This window comes from Pyrodictium brockii (genome assembly GCF_055379715.1).
Window position 1 is genome coordinate 645,792 of record NZ_AP042401.1, and the last position, 15,611, is coordinate 661,402.

13 protein-coding genes and 1 pseudogene are annotated in these 15,611 nt (G+C 65.6%); 5 read left to right on the forward strand and 9 right to left on the reverse strand.

What is annotated here, in order from left to right; translation table 11 throughout:
* Positions 1 to 19: 19 nt before the first annotated feature.
* From ACZ42Y_RS03580 to ACZ42Y_RS03590, 3 genes and pseudogenes are all read right to left on the reverse strand, one after another.
* Complete coding sequence (locus tag ACZ42Y_RS03580) at positions 20 to 571, reverse strand: AMP-binding enzyme (RefSeq protein ID WP_464735779.1); 552 nt, start codon at positions 569 to 571, stop codon at positions 20 to 22.
* Positions 554 to 1,617 (reverse strand): annotated as a pseudogene (locus ACZ42Y_RS03585) (AMP-binding protein); the annotation flags it as partial. The pseudogene ACZ42Y_RS03585 and the gene ACZ42Y_RS03580, both read right to left, overlap by 18 nt.
* A 338-nt stretch (positions 1,618 to 1,955) precedes the next feature.
* A complete protein-coding gene (locus tag ACZ42Y_RS03590; protein ID WP_058371227.1) occupies positions 1,956 to 2,621 on the reverse strand; it encodes a PDDEXK family nuclease in 666 nt (221 codons plus the stop codon).
* 296 nt (positions 2,622 to 2,917) lie between these two features.
* Between ACZ42Y_RS03590 and ACZ42Y_RS03595 the strand changes: the two genes are divergently transcribed.
* A complete protein-coding gene (locus tag ACZ42Y_RS03595; RefSeq protein ID WP_464735703.1) occupies positions 2,918 to 4,153 on the forward strand; it encodes an FAD-dependent oxidoreductase in 1,236 nt (411 codons plus the stop codon).
* A gap of 173 nt (positions 4,154 to 4,326) precedes the next feature.
* Positions 4,327 to 6,012: a citramalate synthase gene (cimA, locus tag ACZ42Y_RS03600; protein ID WP_083494567.1), complete on the forward strand. Its 1,686-nt coding sequence runs from the start codon at positions 4,327 to 4,329 to the stop codon at positions 6,010 to 6,012.
* Here the strand turns inward: cimA and ACZ42Y_RS03605 are convergent.
* On the reverse strand, positions 6,009 to 6,488 hold the full coding sequence (locus tag ACZ42Y_RS03605; RefSeq protein WP_058371225.1) for a hypothetical protein: 480 nt from the start codon (positions 6,486 to 6,488) through the stop codon (positions 6,009 to 6,011). The genes cimA and ACZ42Y_RS03605 overlap by 4 nt on opposite strands.
* A gap of 799 nt (positions 6,489 to 7,287) precedes the next feature.
* On the opposite strand from ACZ42Y_RS03605, the gene ACZ42Y_RS03610 reads away from it, so the two are divergent.
* Positions 7,288 to 7,932: a hypothetical protein gene (locus ACZ42Y_RS03610; RefSeq protein WP_464735704.1), complete on the forward strand. Its 645-nt coding sequence runs from the start codon at positions 7,288 to 7,290 to the stop codon at positions 7,930 to 7,932.
* A 419-nt stretch (positions 7,933 to 8,351) separates the two neighbouring features.
* The gene (locus ACZ42Y_RS03615) at positions 8,352 to 8,933 is read left to right on the forward strand and encodes a DUF998 domain-containing protein (RefSeq protein WP_058371223.1); all 582 of its coding nucleotides are present in this window, start codon (positions 8,352 to 8,354) and stop codon (positions 8,931 to 8,933) included.
* Here ACZ42Y_RS03615 and hemA read toward each other — a convergent pair.
* Positions 8,930 to 10,225, reverse strand: a complete 1,296-nt coding sequence (gene hemA / locus ACZ42Y_RS03620) for a glutamyl-tRNA reductase (protein WP_464735705.1) — start codon at positions 10,223 to 10,225, stop codon at positions 8,930 to 8,932. The genes ACZ42Y_RS03615 and hemA overlap by 4 nt on opposite strands.
* 375 nt (positions 10,226 to 10,600) lie before the next feature.
* On the opposite strand from hemA, the gene ACZ42Y_RS03625 reads away from it, so the two are divergent.
* A complete protein-coding gene (locus tag ACZ42Y_RS03625; protein ID WP_464735706.1) occupies positions 10,601 to 11,083 on the forward strand; it encodes a DUF2795 domain-containing protein in 483 nt (160 codons plus the stop codon).
* 59 nt (positions 11,084 to 11,142) lie between these two features.
* Here ACZ42Y_RS03625 and ACZ42Y_RS03630 read toward each other — a convergent pair whose 3' ends face one another.
* The 4 genes from ACZ42Y_RS03630 to ACZ42Y_RS03645 form a co-directional block, all read right to left on the reverse strand.
* The gene (locus ACZ42Y_RS03630; protein ID WP_464735707.1) at positions 11,143 to 11,457 is read right to left on the reverse strand and encodes a hypothetical protein; all 315 of its coding nucleotides are present in this window, start codon (positions 11,455 to 11,457) and stop codon (positions 11,143 to 11,145) included.
* A 228-nt stretch (positions 11,458 to 11,685) separates the two neighbouring features.
* A complete protein-coding gene (locus ACZ42Y_RS03635; RefSeq protein WP_464735708.1) occupies positions 11,686 to 13,254 on the reverse strand; it encodes an ATPase domain-containing protein in 1,569 nt (522 codons plus the stop codon).
* A gap of 577 nt (positions 13,255 to 13,831) precedes the next feature.
* Positions 13,832 to 14,725 carry a type II secretion system F family protein gene (locus ACZ42Y_RS03640; protein WP_464735709.1) on the reverse strand — a complete coding sequence of 298 codons (894 nt, stop codon included), beginning with the start codon at positions 14,723 to 14,725 and terminating at the stop codon, positions 13,832 to 13,834.
* A 28-nt stretch (positions 14,726 to 14,753) separates the two neighbouring features.
* A complete protein-coding gene (locus tag ACZ42Y_RS03645) occupies positions 14,754 to 15,611 on the reverse strand; it encodes a type II secretion system F family protein (protein ID WP_464735780.1) in 858 nt (285 codons plus the stop codon).

Below are 15,611 nucleotides of genomic sequence, written 5' to 3' on the forward strand. Positions count from 1 at the left end.
GCCTAGGGCCCCGGGGGTGCTAGCCTTTCCCCTCCCCCGGAGCCTCCCCGGCCAGTATGCCGCGGAGCTGCGCTCTTAGCTTCTTCTTGTCTATCTTCCCGACGCTTGTCCTGGGCAGCTGGTCTACAACCACCACGCGGCCGGGGAGCCACCACTTCGGTATAGCGCCCTTCTCGACGAAGTTCTCCATGAGGAAGCGCCTTATCTCCTCCGTGGTCACCCTGTCCCCGCAGCCCGGCCTCGGAACCACGGCTGCCACGGGGCGCTCCTGCCACTTCGGATGGTAGGCCGCCACAACCGCCACCTCCGCCACGCAGGGGTGGAGGCTTATCGCGTCCTCCAGCCTCGTGGAGCTTATCCACTCGCCCCCACTCTTGATGATATCCTTCTCCCTGTCCACTATCACCACGCTGCCGTCGGGGTACCAGACCGCCACGTCGCCGGTGTGGAACCAGCCCCCGCGCCAGGCCTCCCGGGTCTTCTCACTGTCCATGTAGTACTCGGGCGCCACCCAGGGGGCGCGGACCACTATCTCGCCCATGGTCCTCCCGTCCCTGGGCACGGGCCTCATCTCCTCGTCCACGACCTGGAGGTCGACGAGGGGCACCGGCCAGCCGGTGCGGAGGGCGTAGTCCAGCCACCTCTCCTCCGCGTCCCGTATCCCGGCGTGGGGCAGCGCAATCGTCAGCACCGGCGCCGTCTCGGTCATGCCGTAGCCGACTACCACCCTTACCCCGCGCTTGGCCGCGAGCTCGGCCAGGCCCCTGGGGAGCGCGGAGCCGCCATTGATGAACTTGAGGCCCCTAAGGTCGTAGCGCTCGGAGTCGGGGTGGCTGAGCAGCATGTAGAGTATCGTCGGCACCCCGGCGGTGAGGGTGACCCCCTCCTCAGCTATGAGGCGGAGGAGCACGCCCGCGTCCAGCTTGTTAGGGTCACCTGCTTCATGCCCAGCAGGGTGGCTAGGTAGGGGAGCCCCCAGCTGTAGACATGGAACATCGGGACTATGTGGAGTATCGTGTCCCCGCTGCTCACCCTCACGCTGGGCGAGGACGCGGCCAGGTGCAGGCCGGCGGCCAGGGTGTGGAGCACTATCATCCGGTGGCTGTGGTACACCCCCTTCGGGAGCCCGGTGGTGCCGCTGGTATACCCCATTGCGGCGGGCTGGTCCTCGTCCAGCTCGGGCCACTCGTAGCCGCCCCGGTGCTCCCTCACCAGGTCCTCGTAGTTGTAGAGGGGCCTGCCGGCGATATGGTCGGGGTGGGACTCGGCGTCCACCACTATGACCGCCCGGAGCCGCTCGAGCTGCGGCGCCACAGCCTCCACCAGGGGGGAGGAAGTCGCGGTGGACTATCGCGACCCGGTCCCCGGCCTGCCTCATAATGTAGGCTATCTCCGCCGGAGCGAGCCGGACGTTGACCGGGTGGAGCACAGCCCCCATCATGGGACGGCGAAGTACGCCTCGTAGTGCCAGTGGGTGTTCCAGTCAAGGGTGGCCACCGGCTCGAGGCGGCCCACCCCGAGGCTCTCGAGGCCGGCGGCCAGGGCCTGCATCCTCTCGGCAGCGGCGGAGAAGGTGTACCTCTCCACGCCCCGCCGGGTACGGTAGACGATCTCCATCCCTGGGAAGAGGCTGAGCGTCCGCTCATAGATCCTCCTGAGGGTCAGCTCGTAGCCAGGCCTCCGGGGCACACGCTCGGGGAGCCCGGGCAAGGCCAGGCGCCTGAGACTGAAGGGATAACGGTCCAAGCCCGGATTAAACGGTTACCCCCCGCGTCTTCGCACCGCCCCCGTGGGCCAGCCCTCCTCCGCCGGAGCCCCCCGGGCGTGGGAGGCGGGTCTAAAGGGAGGGTCGGCGATGCGGGGCTCCAGTCACCCCCTCCCCCGGCCCCCCGGGGGAGGGTCTTCAGCCGGGTCTCACCGGGGTTACTCGTCACCCCCCTGAAGCCCTCAGGGGGCTAGAGGTGTACCGGTAGATCCCCCTGGTAGACCAGCTCCAGCCTCCCACCCCGGCAGCGGGCCCCGACACGGTAGGCCCGCAGCCCCAGCCTCGGAGCCCAGGCGGCCAGGAGCCCCCTCAAGCCATGATCCCGGACCGCGAGCCCCCCGGCGGGCCCCGCCACCGCCACCACAAGCTCGGCCCTCGCGCCTGCCTCCCCCGCGGCCCTCCACATGACCTCCAGCTGCCTCGCCAGCCTCGGGTCCACGCGGCCCCTAGGGTAGACCGCCTCCCCCAGGCCAGCATGCACCACGGTCTTGTGCTCCACCAGCACCAGGCCCCCGCGGGTGGAGACCAGGTAGTCCACCCTGGCGCCGTTGAGCCACCTCTCCCTCTCCACCACCGCCCCGGGGTCGCGGTAGAGGAGCCCAGCAGCCCTTGGAAACCCCGCTTCCACAAGCCGGTGGTCCACCGGCAGCAGGAGGCCCCCGCGGGCCACGGCAGCCAGCCTGTAGCCCCCGAGCCCGGAGGGCGTGAGGAGGAGCCTCTCCGCCCCGGCCACCAGCACCCGGGGAGCCTTGGCCGCGCTCACCCGGACCAGCCTGCCGCCGAGCCGCGCCAGGAGCCAGGGCCAGCGCAGCCCCGCAGGCTCGGCCTCCACCACCCGTGCCTCGGCAAGGATCAACCAGGGGCGCCCCCCGGGGGCTTATCGCCCTAGCCCTCCCGTCGCCCCCCTTTATCTCCCAGGCCTATACCGTGGAAGAGTTTCAATCATTATGTGTATAAAGTTTCGCATTGCTATGTGTATTGCCCTCGGGATCGGGGCCCCCGGGGGCTCCGCGCCCACCCGGGCCCCGCCCGCAGCGTTCTGCTAAGAGCCCGCCTCACCGAAGCAACTCCAACCAAGTCTATTATTTTCAATACGATGCAACTACGTTTTTATGCCCCTACACCCCGCGATGTATTTACACGCCCGAATACATGAAGGATAGCGCCAGGAGAGGGCGTGGAGCCATGGCCGGCCAGAAGAAGAGGGTAGTCATAATCGGCGGCGGCATAGCCGGCATGGGCGCGGCCCACAACCTGGTGGACCGCGTCGGCGACCAGGTAGAGGTGACGGTCATAACCAAGGACCCGTTCTACATGACCGGGCCCAGCCGCCCCCTGCTCCTGACCGGCGAGCAGAAGTATGAGAGGATGATACGCGGCTACGAGGAGGCTGCCGCCAAGGGCATCAACTTCGTGTTCGGCAACGTCTACAAGATCGACCCGGCCGAGCGCCGCGTCTACTACACCGAGTCCCCCACCAGGAGCTACGTCACCAGGAAGGAGAACAGCATAGAGTACGACTACCTCATAGTAGCCCCGGGCATCGTGTTCGACGGCTCCAGCATAGAGGGCTACAGGGAGAACTGGCACAGGATAGCCAACGTCTATGAGCCCGGCCGCGTGGACGTGCTGAAGCACCGCGTATGGACCGCCACCAAGGGCACAGTCGTCGTCTACGCCCCGCCCATGCCCTACCGCTGTGCCCCCGCCCCGACCGAGACAGCTATGGCCATCGACCAGGTGCTCCGCTACCGCGGCGTGAGGAACAACTTCAGGATAGTCCACGTGGACGCCAATCCGAAGACCCAGCCCCCCGTGATAGCCGACGTGGTGGCCAGGCTCTACGAGGAGGCCGGCATAGAGCTGATAACAAGCCAGAAGATAGTCGAGATAACCCCCAACGAGGTAGTGCTCGAGAGCGGCGAGAAGATAGAGTACACGATACTAGCCCTCCTGGAGCCCAACCACGCCCCCAGGTTCATAGCCGAGGCGGGCCTCGGAGACCCCTGGATGGAGGTAAGGAACCCCACCGACCCTAGGAGCCCGAAGTACGACGACGTGCTGGCGGCCGGCGACACCGCGAAGCTGCCCTTCCCCAAGAACCAGGAGATAGCCTACGAGAGCGCCCTGTACGCATCCAACAAGATCATAGAGGAGCTGGGCGGCCAGCCGGCCAGCGTCCAGTACGCCTTCCTCGGCTGGGCCTACGTGGGCAACACCCAGGGCAAGCTGGAGACACTCAGCGTCCAGTTCGGCCTCAACTTCACCACCCAGCCGCCGAAGCCCAGCAAGGACCCGGAGCCCAAGCGCGACTACACCCTCCAGAAGGACCGCTGGGAGCAGAGCTACCTCAACCGCCTCTTCCACCCCAAGGAGGAGCAGAAGTAGCCCCGAACCCCCAGGGGCCCGCCTCCCCCTCTTTTGCACGCCCGCGGCTAGCCCTCCCCCAGCACCTCGCCCAAGCCCCTCAGCCCTCCCCAGGCGCCGCGGCACGTTTATAGAGGCCGCCGGCCCCCAGCCCACCCGCCTCCCACCCGCGGCGGGAGGGACGGAGGCTATGGGTGGTCGGGAAATCCGCGGCTAGACTCCACGCAGCCAGGTACCTCAAGCTCCTCCCAGGGGACGCGAGGCTCCCCGAGAGCGTCGAGGTCCTCGACACGACTCTCCGCGACGGCGCCCAGGCCCGCGGCGTCTCCTTCAGCCTCCAGGCCAAGGTGAGGATAGCGCTCGAGCTCGACAGGCTCGGGGTAGCGTTCATCGAGGCGGGCTGGCCCGGCAGCAACCCTAAGGACGCTGAGGTGTTCCGCGTCCTAAGGGACTACAGCCTCGAGAACGCCGAGATAGTGGCCTTCACCTCCACCCGGCGCAAGGGCGTGAGGCCCCAGGACGACCCGCTGCTCTCCAGGGTGCTCGACGCCGGCACACGCTGGGTAACAGTGTTCGGCAAGGCCTGGACCCTCCACGTGAGGGAGGTGCTCCGGGCCAGCCCCGAGGAGAACCTGGACATGGTCTACGACACCGTCCGCTACCTCCGCGAGCACGGGGTCCGCGTCATATTCGACGCCGAGCACTTCTTCGACGGCTACCTGGAGGACCCGGACTACGCGCTCAGCGTCCTCCGGGCGGCCGAGGAGGCTGGGGCCGAGAGGCTGGTCCTAGCCGACACCAACGGCGGCACGCCGCCCCACGTGGTCTACCAGGTGGTGCGCGAGGTACGCGGCAGGGTGAAGACGCCCCTGGGGCTGCACATGCACAACGACTGCGGCTGCGCCGTAGCCAACACGCTCATAGGCGTGGCCGCGGGCGCGTCCCACGTCCAGGCCACGGTCAACGGTATCGGGGAGAGGACGGGGAACGCCGACCTCTGCCAGGTGGTCCCCGGCCTGGAGCTGAAGCTCGGCGTCAGGGCGCTGCGGAACCCCGAGGGGCTCCGCCTCCTCCGCAGCGTCTCCAGGCTCGTCTACGAGCTAGCGGGGCTGAAGCCGAACCCCTACCAGCCCTACGTGGGCGACAACGCGTTCGCCCACAAGGCGGGGGTCCACGTCGACGCGGTCCTGAAGACCCCCAGGGCCTACGAGCACATAGACCCGGGCCTCGTCGGGAACGAGAGGAGGCTCACAGTCTCGGAGCTGAGCGGCGCAGCCAACCTCGCCGCCTGGGCTAGGAGCGAGCTGGGCCTGGAGCTGGACAAGCGGGACCCGAGGCTCCGCAGGGCCCTTGAGAGGGTGAAGCAGCTGGAGAACAGCGGCTACAGCTTCGACAACGCCCCGGCATCCGCGCTCCTCATCCTGGCGGAGGAGCTGGGCCTACGCGAGGAGGCCTTCCGGCTCGAGGCCTGGAGGGTGGTAAGCGAGGGCGGCCCACGGGGCTCAAGGAGCTGGGCGCTGGTGAAGCTCTCCACCGGCGCGGCCGAGGCGCTGGCGGCAGGCGAGGGGGGAGGCCCGGTGCACGCGGTCGACGAGGCCCTCAGGGCGGCGCTGGAGAAGCTGCTGCCCGGCACACCGGGGAACGTGAGGCTCATAGACTACCGCGTGACCCTCCCCGGCGAGGCCCGGCACACAGCCAGCAAGGTGAGAGTGGAGGTAACCCTCACCGACGGCTCCAGGGCATGGACAACTGTAGCGGTCTCCGACAACATCGTGGAGGCGAGCCTCGACGCGCTCATCCAGGGCGTAGAGTACTACCTCCTCCTCCGCCGCCTAGCCCAGGGGAAGAGGAGCCCGGAGAGCAGGCCCACCCCCGCCTAGCCCCTCCCCAGCCGCGCCTCCAGCTCCTCCACCAGCCTCCCAGCCCTCCCAGCCATGGCCTCCAGGTGCCTCTCATCGCCGATACCCTCCTTCCACGCTATATACGCGGCCAGCCCCGCATACCAGGCGTCAGCAGCCGCGCCCAGCTCCCCCATAGCCTCCGAGACAAGGCGCCAGTACTCCGCAAGCCCCCCAGGCCTCTCGCCCCCACGGAGGAGCGAGAGAGCATCAAGCGCCATGAGCACAGAGGCCCAGACACGGCGGAAAGCATCCCCAAGCCTACCCTCCCCAGCCAGCTCCCTGGCATGCTCCAGGCTCGTACGGGCAGCATCCAGCAGAGCCCCAGGCCTCTCCCCCGGCTCCACAAGCCGCAGGAGCATCCCTACAATCACAGCCTCTGGGGTACTCTCCCTCCTCTCAGCCTCCCTCTCCAGAGCACGTAGGATAGAATCCGGCAGGACGACACGCCCGGGCAACCCAGAGGCCACCACGCATATAGCCCCGGGAGGCCAGCTATACGCCTAGCCACCCACCACGCTCCCGGCAGAGCAGTGCACGCGTGCATCAACCGGTACACCCACCCACGGCCGCCCACAGCCCCTCCAGCCACCGGCTGACAGGTTAGGCGAGAGGCTTACACAGGCCCCAGGGTATACGGGCTTGCCCGCACACCCGAAGGCCCGGCGCACACCCCACGGAGGGTAACACCCAGGGCACAAGCCAACCTATTAACAGACGGGCAAACAACAAAACATGTCTGCACGCGGCAGTATAGGTTCCCCGGAGCCTTGACGCGGAGACGGGCGCACAGGGGCTAGCTAGCATGCAGGCGCCCCACGGCGCCGGGGGCCCACACGTATCACTCATCGAGGATCCTAACAGGTACGCCCAGGCTAATATACAAGCATGCCCCAAACATTAAACCCTGTGCTTAAAAGATTCGGAGAGAACAGCCCGCCGGGCGGGGCGTGGACGGGCTAGCTAGCGGGGGCCGGGGCCACGGGGCCGGCCGGGCACACGTAATACTCATGACGGCGCCTATACTGTAGCGCCTGCGTGAACCAGGTTAGGGAACCGGTTTATTTTTATTCACCTATTCGCGGGGTTCTGTAGCCCTTAGGGGCCGCTGGCGCGGCATTGCACTACTAGGGGTGTACCAGCGCTGCACCCCTTTGAAGCCAGATTATGTTCAATACCGGCCAGGTTGCACTCGTTTAGAGCGAGTGTGGGCTGAGCAAGGTTATCCCGATACGCCGTGAGGGTGCGCCACCGGCTATGTACCTCTACGACAGGGGAGGCGACAAGGCCATACTGGCGGCTGTGCTAACGCTAGCCGCCTCCATCGCCGTGCTCGGCTTGATAGCAGTGTTTGCCACCAAGCTGCCCGCCCACTACGCTGCGCGTAACAGTGGCCAGGAGGCCGTGCACCAGGCGCCCGTGGAGACGCAGGCTGCCAGCACCCCGGGGAGGAGCCACGTGGCCAGCACCACAGCCAAGGCAGGGGCGGAGGGCGAGAAGCCACTGCACGCTCATAGCTCGGGTACTCGGGTCCTCGTCGAGATATCCCCCCTGAAGCTTAACGCCACGCTCCCCTCGAGCGGCCAGCTGACGCTCCACAACTGGATGAAGGTGTACATACCGGGCGGGAGTGGCGGGGTTAAGGTGGCACTGGTGCTCGCTAACGCCGAGCAGCTCGCAGCCTACTTCGACATGTTCGACATAGTTGTGGTGGACCCGCACACTGCTAGGGTGGTGACGGTCCTGGGCATAGCAAAGCCCCGGGCGGTGGTGAGCCTCGGGGAGAGCGGCCCCGCTCCCAAGACCCTGGTGTTCGACGCCGTTGTGCGCTACGAGGAGCGTGAGCCCCTCCCCCACCCTCTCCCGGTGACGGTGAAGGCCGAGATCCAGGGGGCCGGATAGCCCCGGGCCCCTGGGCCACGCTGGTGCAGGGTGTCATGCAGCCCTGGGGCTCCGCTACCGCCCCGGGGCCTGGGACCTCTGGGGCGGCGGGGAGGCTGCTGCATCGCGGCCTGGGAGGCCCTGGCCAAGTGGCGGGCGGGTATTCGGGCGATGGTGTAGTTAACTGGCGGTTAACTTGACGCCCAGTAGAGTTAACCACCCATACCGGATTCGAAAGACCCGGCGCGCCGCCCGCGCCCCCACCCAAACGCCATGGAGAAGCCCCCGGGGCGGGGGAGTGGTAGGGCTCTGGGGCCTCCCTTCAAGGGCCTGCTGCGCTCTCCTGCCCCGGTGGCTCCGGGGTTTTAGCCCGGGGCCCCGGGGCTGCACCCCGGGGGCTCTCTGGCGCCGAGGCCGCGCGTGGGGGTGGCTGGCTCCTCTTGGCCAGGGCTGGCAGGCTTGTGGCGGTGCTGGCGGCCCTGGTGGTGGTCCTCGGCTGGGCCGTGATACTGGCCGCGTGGAGCCTTAACCCCTGGTTTAGCCCGCTCCGCGGCGCCTACAGCGACCTAGGCTCCCCCAGGGCCTGCTGCCCCCTGGTCTTCAACCTCGGCCTGGCTGTGGCCGGGCTGCTCGTCCTCTGCCTGGGCGCCGCCGTCTACAGGGCGTCGGCTACGCGGCTCGAGGCCGCCGGCGCGGCGCTGCTCGCGGAGGCCGGCGTCTTCCTCTCAATGATAGGCTTGTTCCCCGAGGGGAGTTATCCGCACAGGTTTGTCTCCTACTGGTTCTTCCTCCAGCTCTACGCCTCCTACACGGTGCTGGGCGCCGCGCTTTCGAGGAGGGGGCTGCGGGGGCTCGGCGCCTCGCTGGCGCTCCTGGGGCTCCTCGCCGCCCCGGCGGCGCTGCTCGTGGAGGCCCTGGCGGGCTGGCCTTCTATAGCGGTGCTGGAGACCTACGCGGTGCTGGTCGCGGATGCGGGCGCCCTGCTGCTGGCTGCGGCCTACACCCGGGCCGGTGGCCGCTAGCGGGGGCAGCTGGGCCTGCCCCTGGCGGGGCTGTCGCGCTCCGGCCTCGCCGAGGTCTTCTTCTCTATCTCGCGGCGGAACATCTCGACCAGCTCCTCCAGGTTCCCTGTCCTCCCGTTCTCGGCCGCGCGGTGGGCATAGACTATGAGGGGGCGGAGGAGCTTCTTCACCAGGCTCTGGGCGAAGTCCCTGGTGATGCTTGCCGCCGCCCCGTCGACGCCGAGGCCCTGGAGCCTGCCCTGCAGCTCCCGCAGCTCCTCCTCGACGACCTGGCCCGCGTACTCCATCATCACCGTTATGGCCTCGTCGGCGGCCCTCCTCATCCAGGCCTTGCGGAACAGCGCCAGCTGCTCCTCGATCATCCTCTCCGCCTTCGGCACCTCCATGCGGCGGCGCTCCAGCGTCTTCTCGATAACCCTTTCGAGGCCCTGCAGCCCTATGTAGCCGAGGTGCCCGGGCACGGGCTGCTCTACCGCCGGCGGGTTCGAGACGTCCACTATCAGCGTGCCGGGCCTGACACGCTCGAGCATGCTCCGGGTGACCAGCGGCTCCCTCGCGGTGACGGCCAGGAAGACTACGTCCGCCTCCTCGAGGAGGCCTGGCAGCTCGTCGAGCCCGTGGGCCTCTCCCCGCACTCTCTCCGCGAGCTCCACGGCCTTCTCGAGCGTCCTGTTGGCTACTATTATGCGGGCGCTCCGGCTCTTCTGCCGCACCAGGCTCGCTATAATCGAGCCAGCCTCCCCCGCGCCTACGACCAGCACGGTGCGCCTATCGTAGCTCCCCAGGAGCTTCTCCGCGGCGTGCACGGCGGCGCCCGGGGCGCCGACGTTGCCGTAGGATATCTGCGTCCTGCTCCTAACCAGCTTCCCGGTCTTCACCGCGTAGTGGAAGAGGAGAGACATGTACTTCCCGGCGTGGCCCCGCCTCCTCGCCTCCTCGTAGGCCCTGGCAACCTGGCCGAGGACCTCGTTCTCCCCCAGTATGGCCGACTCGAGCCCGGAGGCCACCCGGAAGAGGTGCCGGGCGGCGTCCAGCCCCCGGAGAACCCTGGCGTAGCGGGCGTAGCTGCCCAGGAAGCTCTCCGCCTCGGCGAGGAGCCGGGGCGAGTACAGGGCGTAGACCTCAAACCGGTTACAGGTGGCGAGCACCACCATCTCGTCCGTGTGGGCGTGGAGGCGCTCGTACGCCTCCCCCGCCCTGGGCTCCAGGGCCCCCACTACGCGGAGGGGCGCGGTACGGTGGTTGACCGTGACAACTACGAGGTCTTCCAGGGGCCTAGCCACGAGCACCACCAGGATGAACCCGGCCTCCCTCGACGCCCGCTGGGCGCGGTAGGGCTGTACCCTTTCTCCATGGTCACGTGTTTAGAATGCCTCTCCCGGATTAAATAGGTTAAACCGCACGGTTTCCGCCCTAGGCCGTGGACGGCTGCGGTGAGGGGTAGCACCGCTCCACAGCAGCCGCCGGCACCCCGGCCGCGAAGCCCGGGGCGTCGGTGCACCGGTGGATCCACCGGCCCCGCCGGCCTCCCCTGGAGGCTCTGCAGCGCCACGAGGAGGGAACCCCCCAGAACCTCCGGGGAAACATTTAAGTAAAAGCGCTTCCTAATAACATAATGAATGTGCAGGAAATCCACGGATACTGTAGAAGAGTAGAGGTGGAGACCCATGCCCCGCCGGGGCATCAACTGGGCCGTGGAGGTGCTCAGGAGGATACGCGGGCTAAGCTTCCCGGTAACCAAGGAGCAGCTCCGCGAGAGGCTCAAGGACTTCTACTACCACGGGATACCCGCCACAAGGATCCTCGACGAGGCTGAGAAGGAGAGCTTCGGGAGCCCCGCAGAGCTGCTCCATGAGCTCGCGGAGGCGATAAGGAGGCTGGAGGAGCGCGGCGAGCTGCCGGTGACCGCCAGGAGGGGCATCAACTGGGCCGTGGAGGTGCTCAGGAGGATACGCGGGCTAAGCTTCCCGGTAACCAAGGAGCAGGTTAGGGAGAAGCTTGCCGGCCTAGCATGGCACGGCGTCGGCATAGAGAAGATCCTTGACGAGGTCGAGAAGGAGAGCTTCGGGAGCCCCGCGGAGCTGCTGCACGAGCTCGCCGAGGCTATAAGAAGGCTGGAGGAGAGAGGGGAGCTGCAGCCAGCCGCCTAGCCCCTCCCCCAACCCGCTGTTTTAACCCTCCCCGGGCGTCCATCAATGCAGCCCGGGGGCTACCCCTTCTTCAGCCGGTTTATCAGCTGCTTTAGGGGCTCCGGGTCCCCCTTCTCGAGCGCGTCTATAGCCTCCAGCACCTCTGTGGCCGACTGGGCGAAGGGGAGCAGGATGCTGCGGAGGAGTAGGCGCGCCTTATGGGGGCTCCGCTGGTAGGCTAGGAGCACCTTGTACGCGGCCTGCGGGTCCCTCACGAGGAGGGTGGCGAAGTCCACGCGGTACGTGGCGAAGGAGAGGCTGTCTAGGACCGCGAGCGCGCCCAGGGCGATACTGCGCAGCCTCTCCCGGATAAGCTGCACCGCCCTCTCCTCCATTCCAGGCCCCTCGGGCTGGGACGGGGCCGTGCTGCCCCCCATAGCCCTAGGGGTGAGCAAGCAATTAGGTGTTTACCGCAGCGCTGCTGGGAGGCCAGGTAAGGAGGAGGACCCATACAGCGTAATACACAATGCCAGTGAGGAGAATAAATTATTGGCTAGGCTATTAGGTATCGACGCGCCTGGTACATGCCACCGGCCCCGGATGAGGGGCCGGGGAGGTTAGCTTTAGCCAAAGCAGTTCCAGCGGAGGAGCCGGTAGGTGTCTACGAGCATATTGAAGCTCGTATGGGCTATAGCGTGGTAAACCTCCAGGCTCAGCCCCAGTGCGAGCTTGCTGGCTCTACCCATTAGCTGGGACGACGTGTAGGGGCTGCTCTCAATATATATCCCCATGTCGAACATGGAGGTGAGCGTCTGCTTCAACATCGCCTGGCGGAGCGGGAATGACTGGAGCCAGAGCCCGGTAATGCCCCTCCTCTTGTACCGGAGCACCATATTGTACATGTTATATGCTATAGAGTTCTCGTTCCCCTTGCCGGCCACCGCCTCGAGTATTTCAAGCCCCTCCGTTATGGCTATGTCTGGCTTGAGCCTCCGCACAGCCAGGTCTATCATGTCGTTGATCTCGTTGACCGTGTAGGCGGTCGGGTTGAGCGATACCACGTATAACAGGTCATCTACTCTGCAGCTGTCCCCGCCCCCCTCCCGCTCGTTCCCCGCGTCGCTGCATGCCAGGCACCGTACAAGGCTCATTATGGACTGTGGGCTCGACTTGAAGCTCACCACTAGCGTTCTCCTGCCACTCTCCCTAGTGAGGGCTGCTGCTAGGAGGGAGGCTATTAGCTTGCTGCTAACTGTGCTCGAGAGGCCTACGAGAACCTGGGCCCCTCCGGGTATAGAGAGTATGCTGGATAGTACTTTCCGTGCATCCTCCCTATCCCTACGTGTTCCGGGCAGGCTTACCTCGATGAGCTTCTCCCCGCCTATGCTTAGGGCTAGGAGGGCTTCGAGCACGTTGCAGGTCCTGGTGTAGTCTACCGGGGGCACCTCTTCCGGCTCCTCTGGCAGGCTTATCTCAATCACGATGCCTGGCCTCGTGTAGAAGGGCAGCTCTGCCTGATGTATTGGCGCCCACCGGGCTTTCCGCAGCTCTAGTATGCGCTGCAGCTTCCCCTGCTCTATCTTGAACCTTAGTATGAACACGGCGTCTACTATGAACTCTTCTATGCCGTGGTCTACGACTCTCGCTCCGTAGGGGTACTCCGCTATCAGGACTGATGTTATTCCGAGGGGCTTGAGGCCGTTGACGAAGAAGTTTTGGAGCAGCTCCCTGACCTTCGGTTTATCCTGGAGTATCTGGAGTATGGCGCTTATACTGTCTATCACTACCCTCTTTGCATTCATCTCTGTAGCCGTCCTTATTATGTCCTCGAGCTGGGATGCCAGCGTCTCTTCATCGGCTACGGTTAGGGCTTCCACGTAGCGGAAGAGCCCTTCCTCCTCAAGCGGCTCGAACTCCATGCCTAGCGAGGCCATGTGTCTGAGGAAGTCATGCCTCGGCTCCACGAAGCTGACGTATATGCCCGGCTCTTTGAGCCGGAGGGCGCCCTCGTATAGGAACTTGGCTGCGAATGTCGTCTTACCCGTGCCGGGGTTGCCGGCTAGTAGTATTACGGCTCCCCGGGGGAAGCCTCCTTGGAGCAGCTTGTCGAGCCCTGGTATCCCGGAGGGCGAGATCTCCATCTTGGCGCTGCCCATGCCGGTTAGCCCGTTAACGCCTGCGTCGGCCGTCACGGGGAGCCACCCTGTATCCGGGATTAGCATGTGTGAAAAACCGTGTTGTGGGGGCTCAGCATCCAGTGTATGCCCGGTGTCCTGGGCCGCGTTCCCGCACTCCTATACCCCATCCTGCGTGACCACTGTACTTCGCACCTCTCATTTATTGTTTATAGTATAACGCTGTTATGATATAAATAAATTATAGTATGTTTATAGTCTGTGGCGCGGGGTGCCGTCTCCTCCGTGGGGCAGAAAACTTTATAAGTTTTATTATGTATTGATAAGTTTCATTATGTATTGTTGTGTGTAGGTGTGTAATTTGAGGGCCCTCCAGGGTGATGGGGGCTCTGCTCTAAGCCCTGGAGGGTTTTCCCGTGGATGGGAGGCTCGTGCCGTTAGCCTCGACCGCCACCAGTGAAGCCATCTGGATTTCTCAATCCAGATGGCTGAGGTGGAACTCCCTACCGCCGACACAAAGTGATACACTCTCACACAAAATGAAGCGGTAGGGAGAAACGGCTGTGCACTGATGGGGTATATGGTGGCTTGTCATGGATGCGTCTTGAGGGGGCTCGGTGCTAGGGTGTATGCTCTAGCTTATCAGGAGGGGTGAGGCTAGGAAGGCTAGCATGCTTGCCGCTGTGAGCAGCATTATGTACTTTGACGCTAGTATGGTGTAGCCGTGGACAACCTTGGCTATCACTATCGATGAGGCAACGTTTATGACGAGGAGGGAGTAGAAGTAGAGGCCTCCGAGGAGGCCTGGGCTAACCATTGAGCTGAAGAAGCCGCCTCCAGCGGCCACCTTCTCCACGAGGGCCTGGACTATCCCTGCGGCCACGGCGTAGGTGAGCGACGCGAGTGAGACTACGAAGCTGTACTCTGAGAGTCTCGACTGGGTTAGCTTGCCCAGCCTCCTGCTCTCCCTGGTGTGGGTCGCTGCCGCCGAGAGGACCTCGTGGACTAGCCCGCCGCTCTTGGAGGCTGCCACTATGCTGCGGGCGAGCAGCCTGACCCGCGCGGGCGCGCCGCGGAAGGCTTCCTCGAAGGCCTTCTCGAGGTCCCCGGTCACCTTGTATATCCTGGCCATCCTCTCCACGTAGGTGTTTAGCGGCGGCTTTATCACCTTCGAGGCCATTAGGAGGGCCTCGGCCGCCGACCTGCTGGAGGCGATCAGCCCCGCGTAGGTTGAGAGGAGCTCCGCCAGCTCGTCATCCAGCCTCTCCATAACCTTGACGTAGCGCCTCGCGTAGAGGTAGATGGGCAGCGCCGCCGCGGCCAGCGCGCCTGCTATGAGTATCATTGTGCCCTTGTCGGTCACCACCGGGACCATGTAGAAGACTGTTATACTGTACCTGGGCGTGACCCACTCCGCGTGGAGCAGCCGGGCCAGCCTCGGGGCGAGGGCCGGGTAGCCTATAACCCAGGCGGCCGCGAGGCCCACAGCGGCTGCAACGGCCACTGCCTTCGCGAGCCCCCTCTCCATGGCCTACGCCCCCTCTCCACGGCCCCCTCTAGATCCTCACTCTGGACAGCATAGAGTCCACCAGCACCACCACGGTGGCGCTGACCACGGGCACGGCTACGAATGTTAGCAGGAACAGTATACTGTTTATGTTGAGCCCGGGTATTGCAGCGGCACCCTGGAAGCCTATGGCTAGTAGGAGGCCCACCACGCCCACCGCCACTGGGAGCATCGCGCTGGCAGCCACGTACACCTCGAGGATAGCGCCGAGACTCCTGGAGAGACGCTCTATCTCGGTCTCCAGGGAGTAGAGGTGCTCCCTTATCGCCGCCAGCACTATCTCGCGGACCCCGGTGCCCGTGCGGGCGGCTGCCGCCAGGCTTGTGAAGAGCCTCTTGAGGCTGGGGGATGGGGTCAGCCTGGCGGCCTCCTCTAGGACTCCCTCCGGGGGCATGCCGGCCCTCAGCCCGGAGGCTATGTACTCCACCTCTAGGAGGAAGTCTCTGAGCTCCTCCGCCTCCTTCTCGTAGGTCATTATGAAGGCTGTGGCCAGGTCTGCGCCGGCGAGGAGCTTGGTGGAGAGCGACTCGGCGAAGAGCAGGAACCGGGGCTCCAGCTTGCTCCCCCTGTTGGCGTAGGCCAGCATTGGGAGCGAGATGTAGGAGGCAAGCATGATGGTGAAGGTGGCCAGGCCGCTCCCCGCCGCAGCGGCTGCGGCGACCGTGGCGGGGAGACCCCTGTACTCGAGGAGGGTGAACACGGCGGCGGCTACGCTGGGCACGGCTATAGCCATTACTATTAGGTATGCGAGCGTGTAGCGCTCCAGGCTAGTGGAGAGCCCGGAGCCGAGGACGTGGTAGCGTAGGTCCGGGTCCAGCTTCTCCCCGATGCCGGCCAGCCAGGCCAC

What these genes read in the sequence shown, in the direction of transcription:
- ACZ42Y_RS03580 (WP_464735779.1), bottom strand. Translation starts at nt 571, where the DNA reads ATGAGGCCCGTGCCCAGGGACGGGAGGACCATGGGCGAGATAGTGGTC.
- ACZ42Y_RS03595 (WP_464735703.1), top strand. Translation starts at nt 2,918, where the DNA reads ATGAAGGATAGCGCCAGGAGAGGGCGTGGAGCCATGGCCGGCCAGAAG.
- ACZ42Y_RS03610 (WP_464735704.1), top strand. Translation starts at nt 7,288, where the DNA reads ATGTACCTCTACGACAGGGGAGGCGACAAGGCCATACTGGCGGCTGTG.
- ACZ42Y_RS03625 (WP_464735706.1), top strand. Translation starts at nt 10,601, where the DNA reads ATGCCCCGCCGGGGCATCAACTGGGCCGTGGAGGTGCTCAGGAGGATA.
- ACZ42Y_RS03630 (WP_464735707.1), bottom strand. Translation starts at nt 11,457, where the DNA reads ATGGAGGAGAGGGCGGTGCAGCTTATCCGGGAGAGGCTGCGCAGTATC.
- ACZ42Y_RS03640 (WP_464735709.1), bottom strand. Translation starts at nt 14,725, where the DNA reads ATGGAGAGGGGGCTCGCGAAGGCAGTGGCCGTTGCAGCCGCTGTGGGC.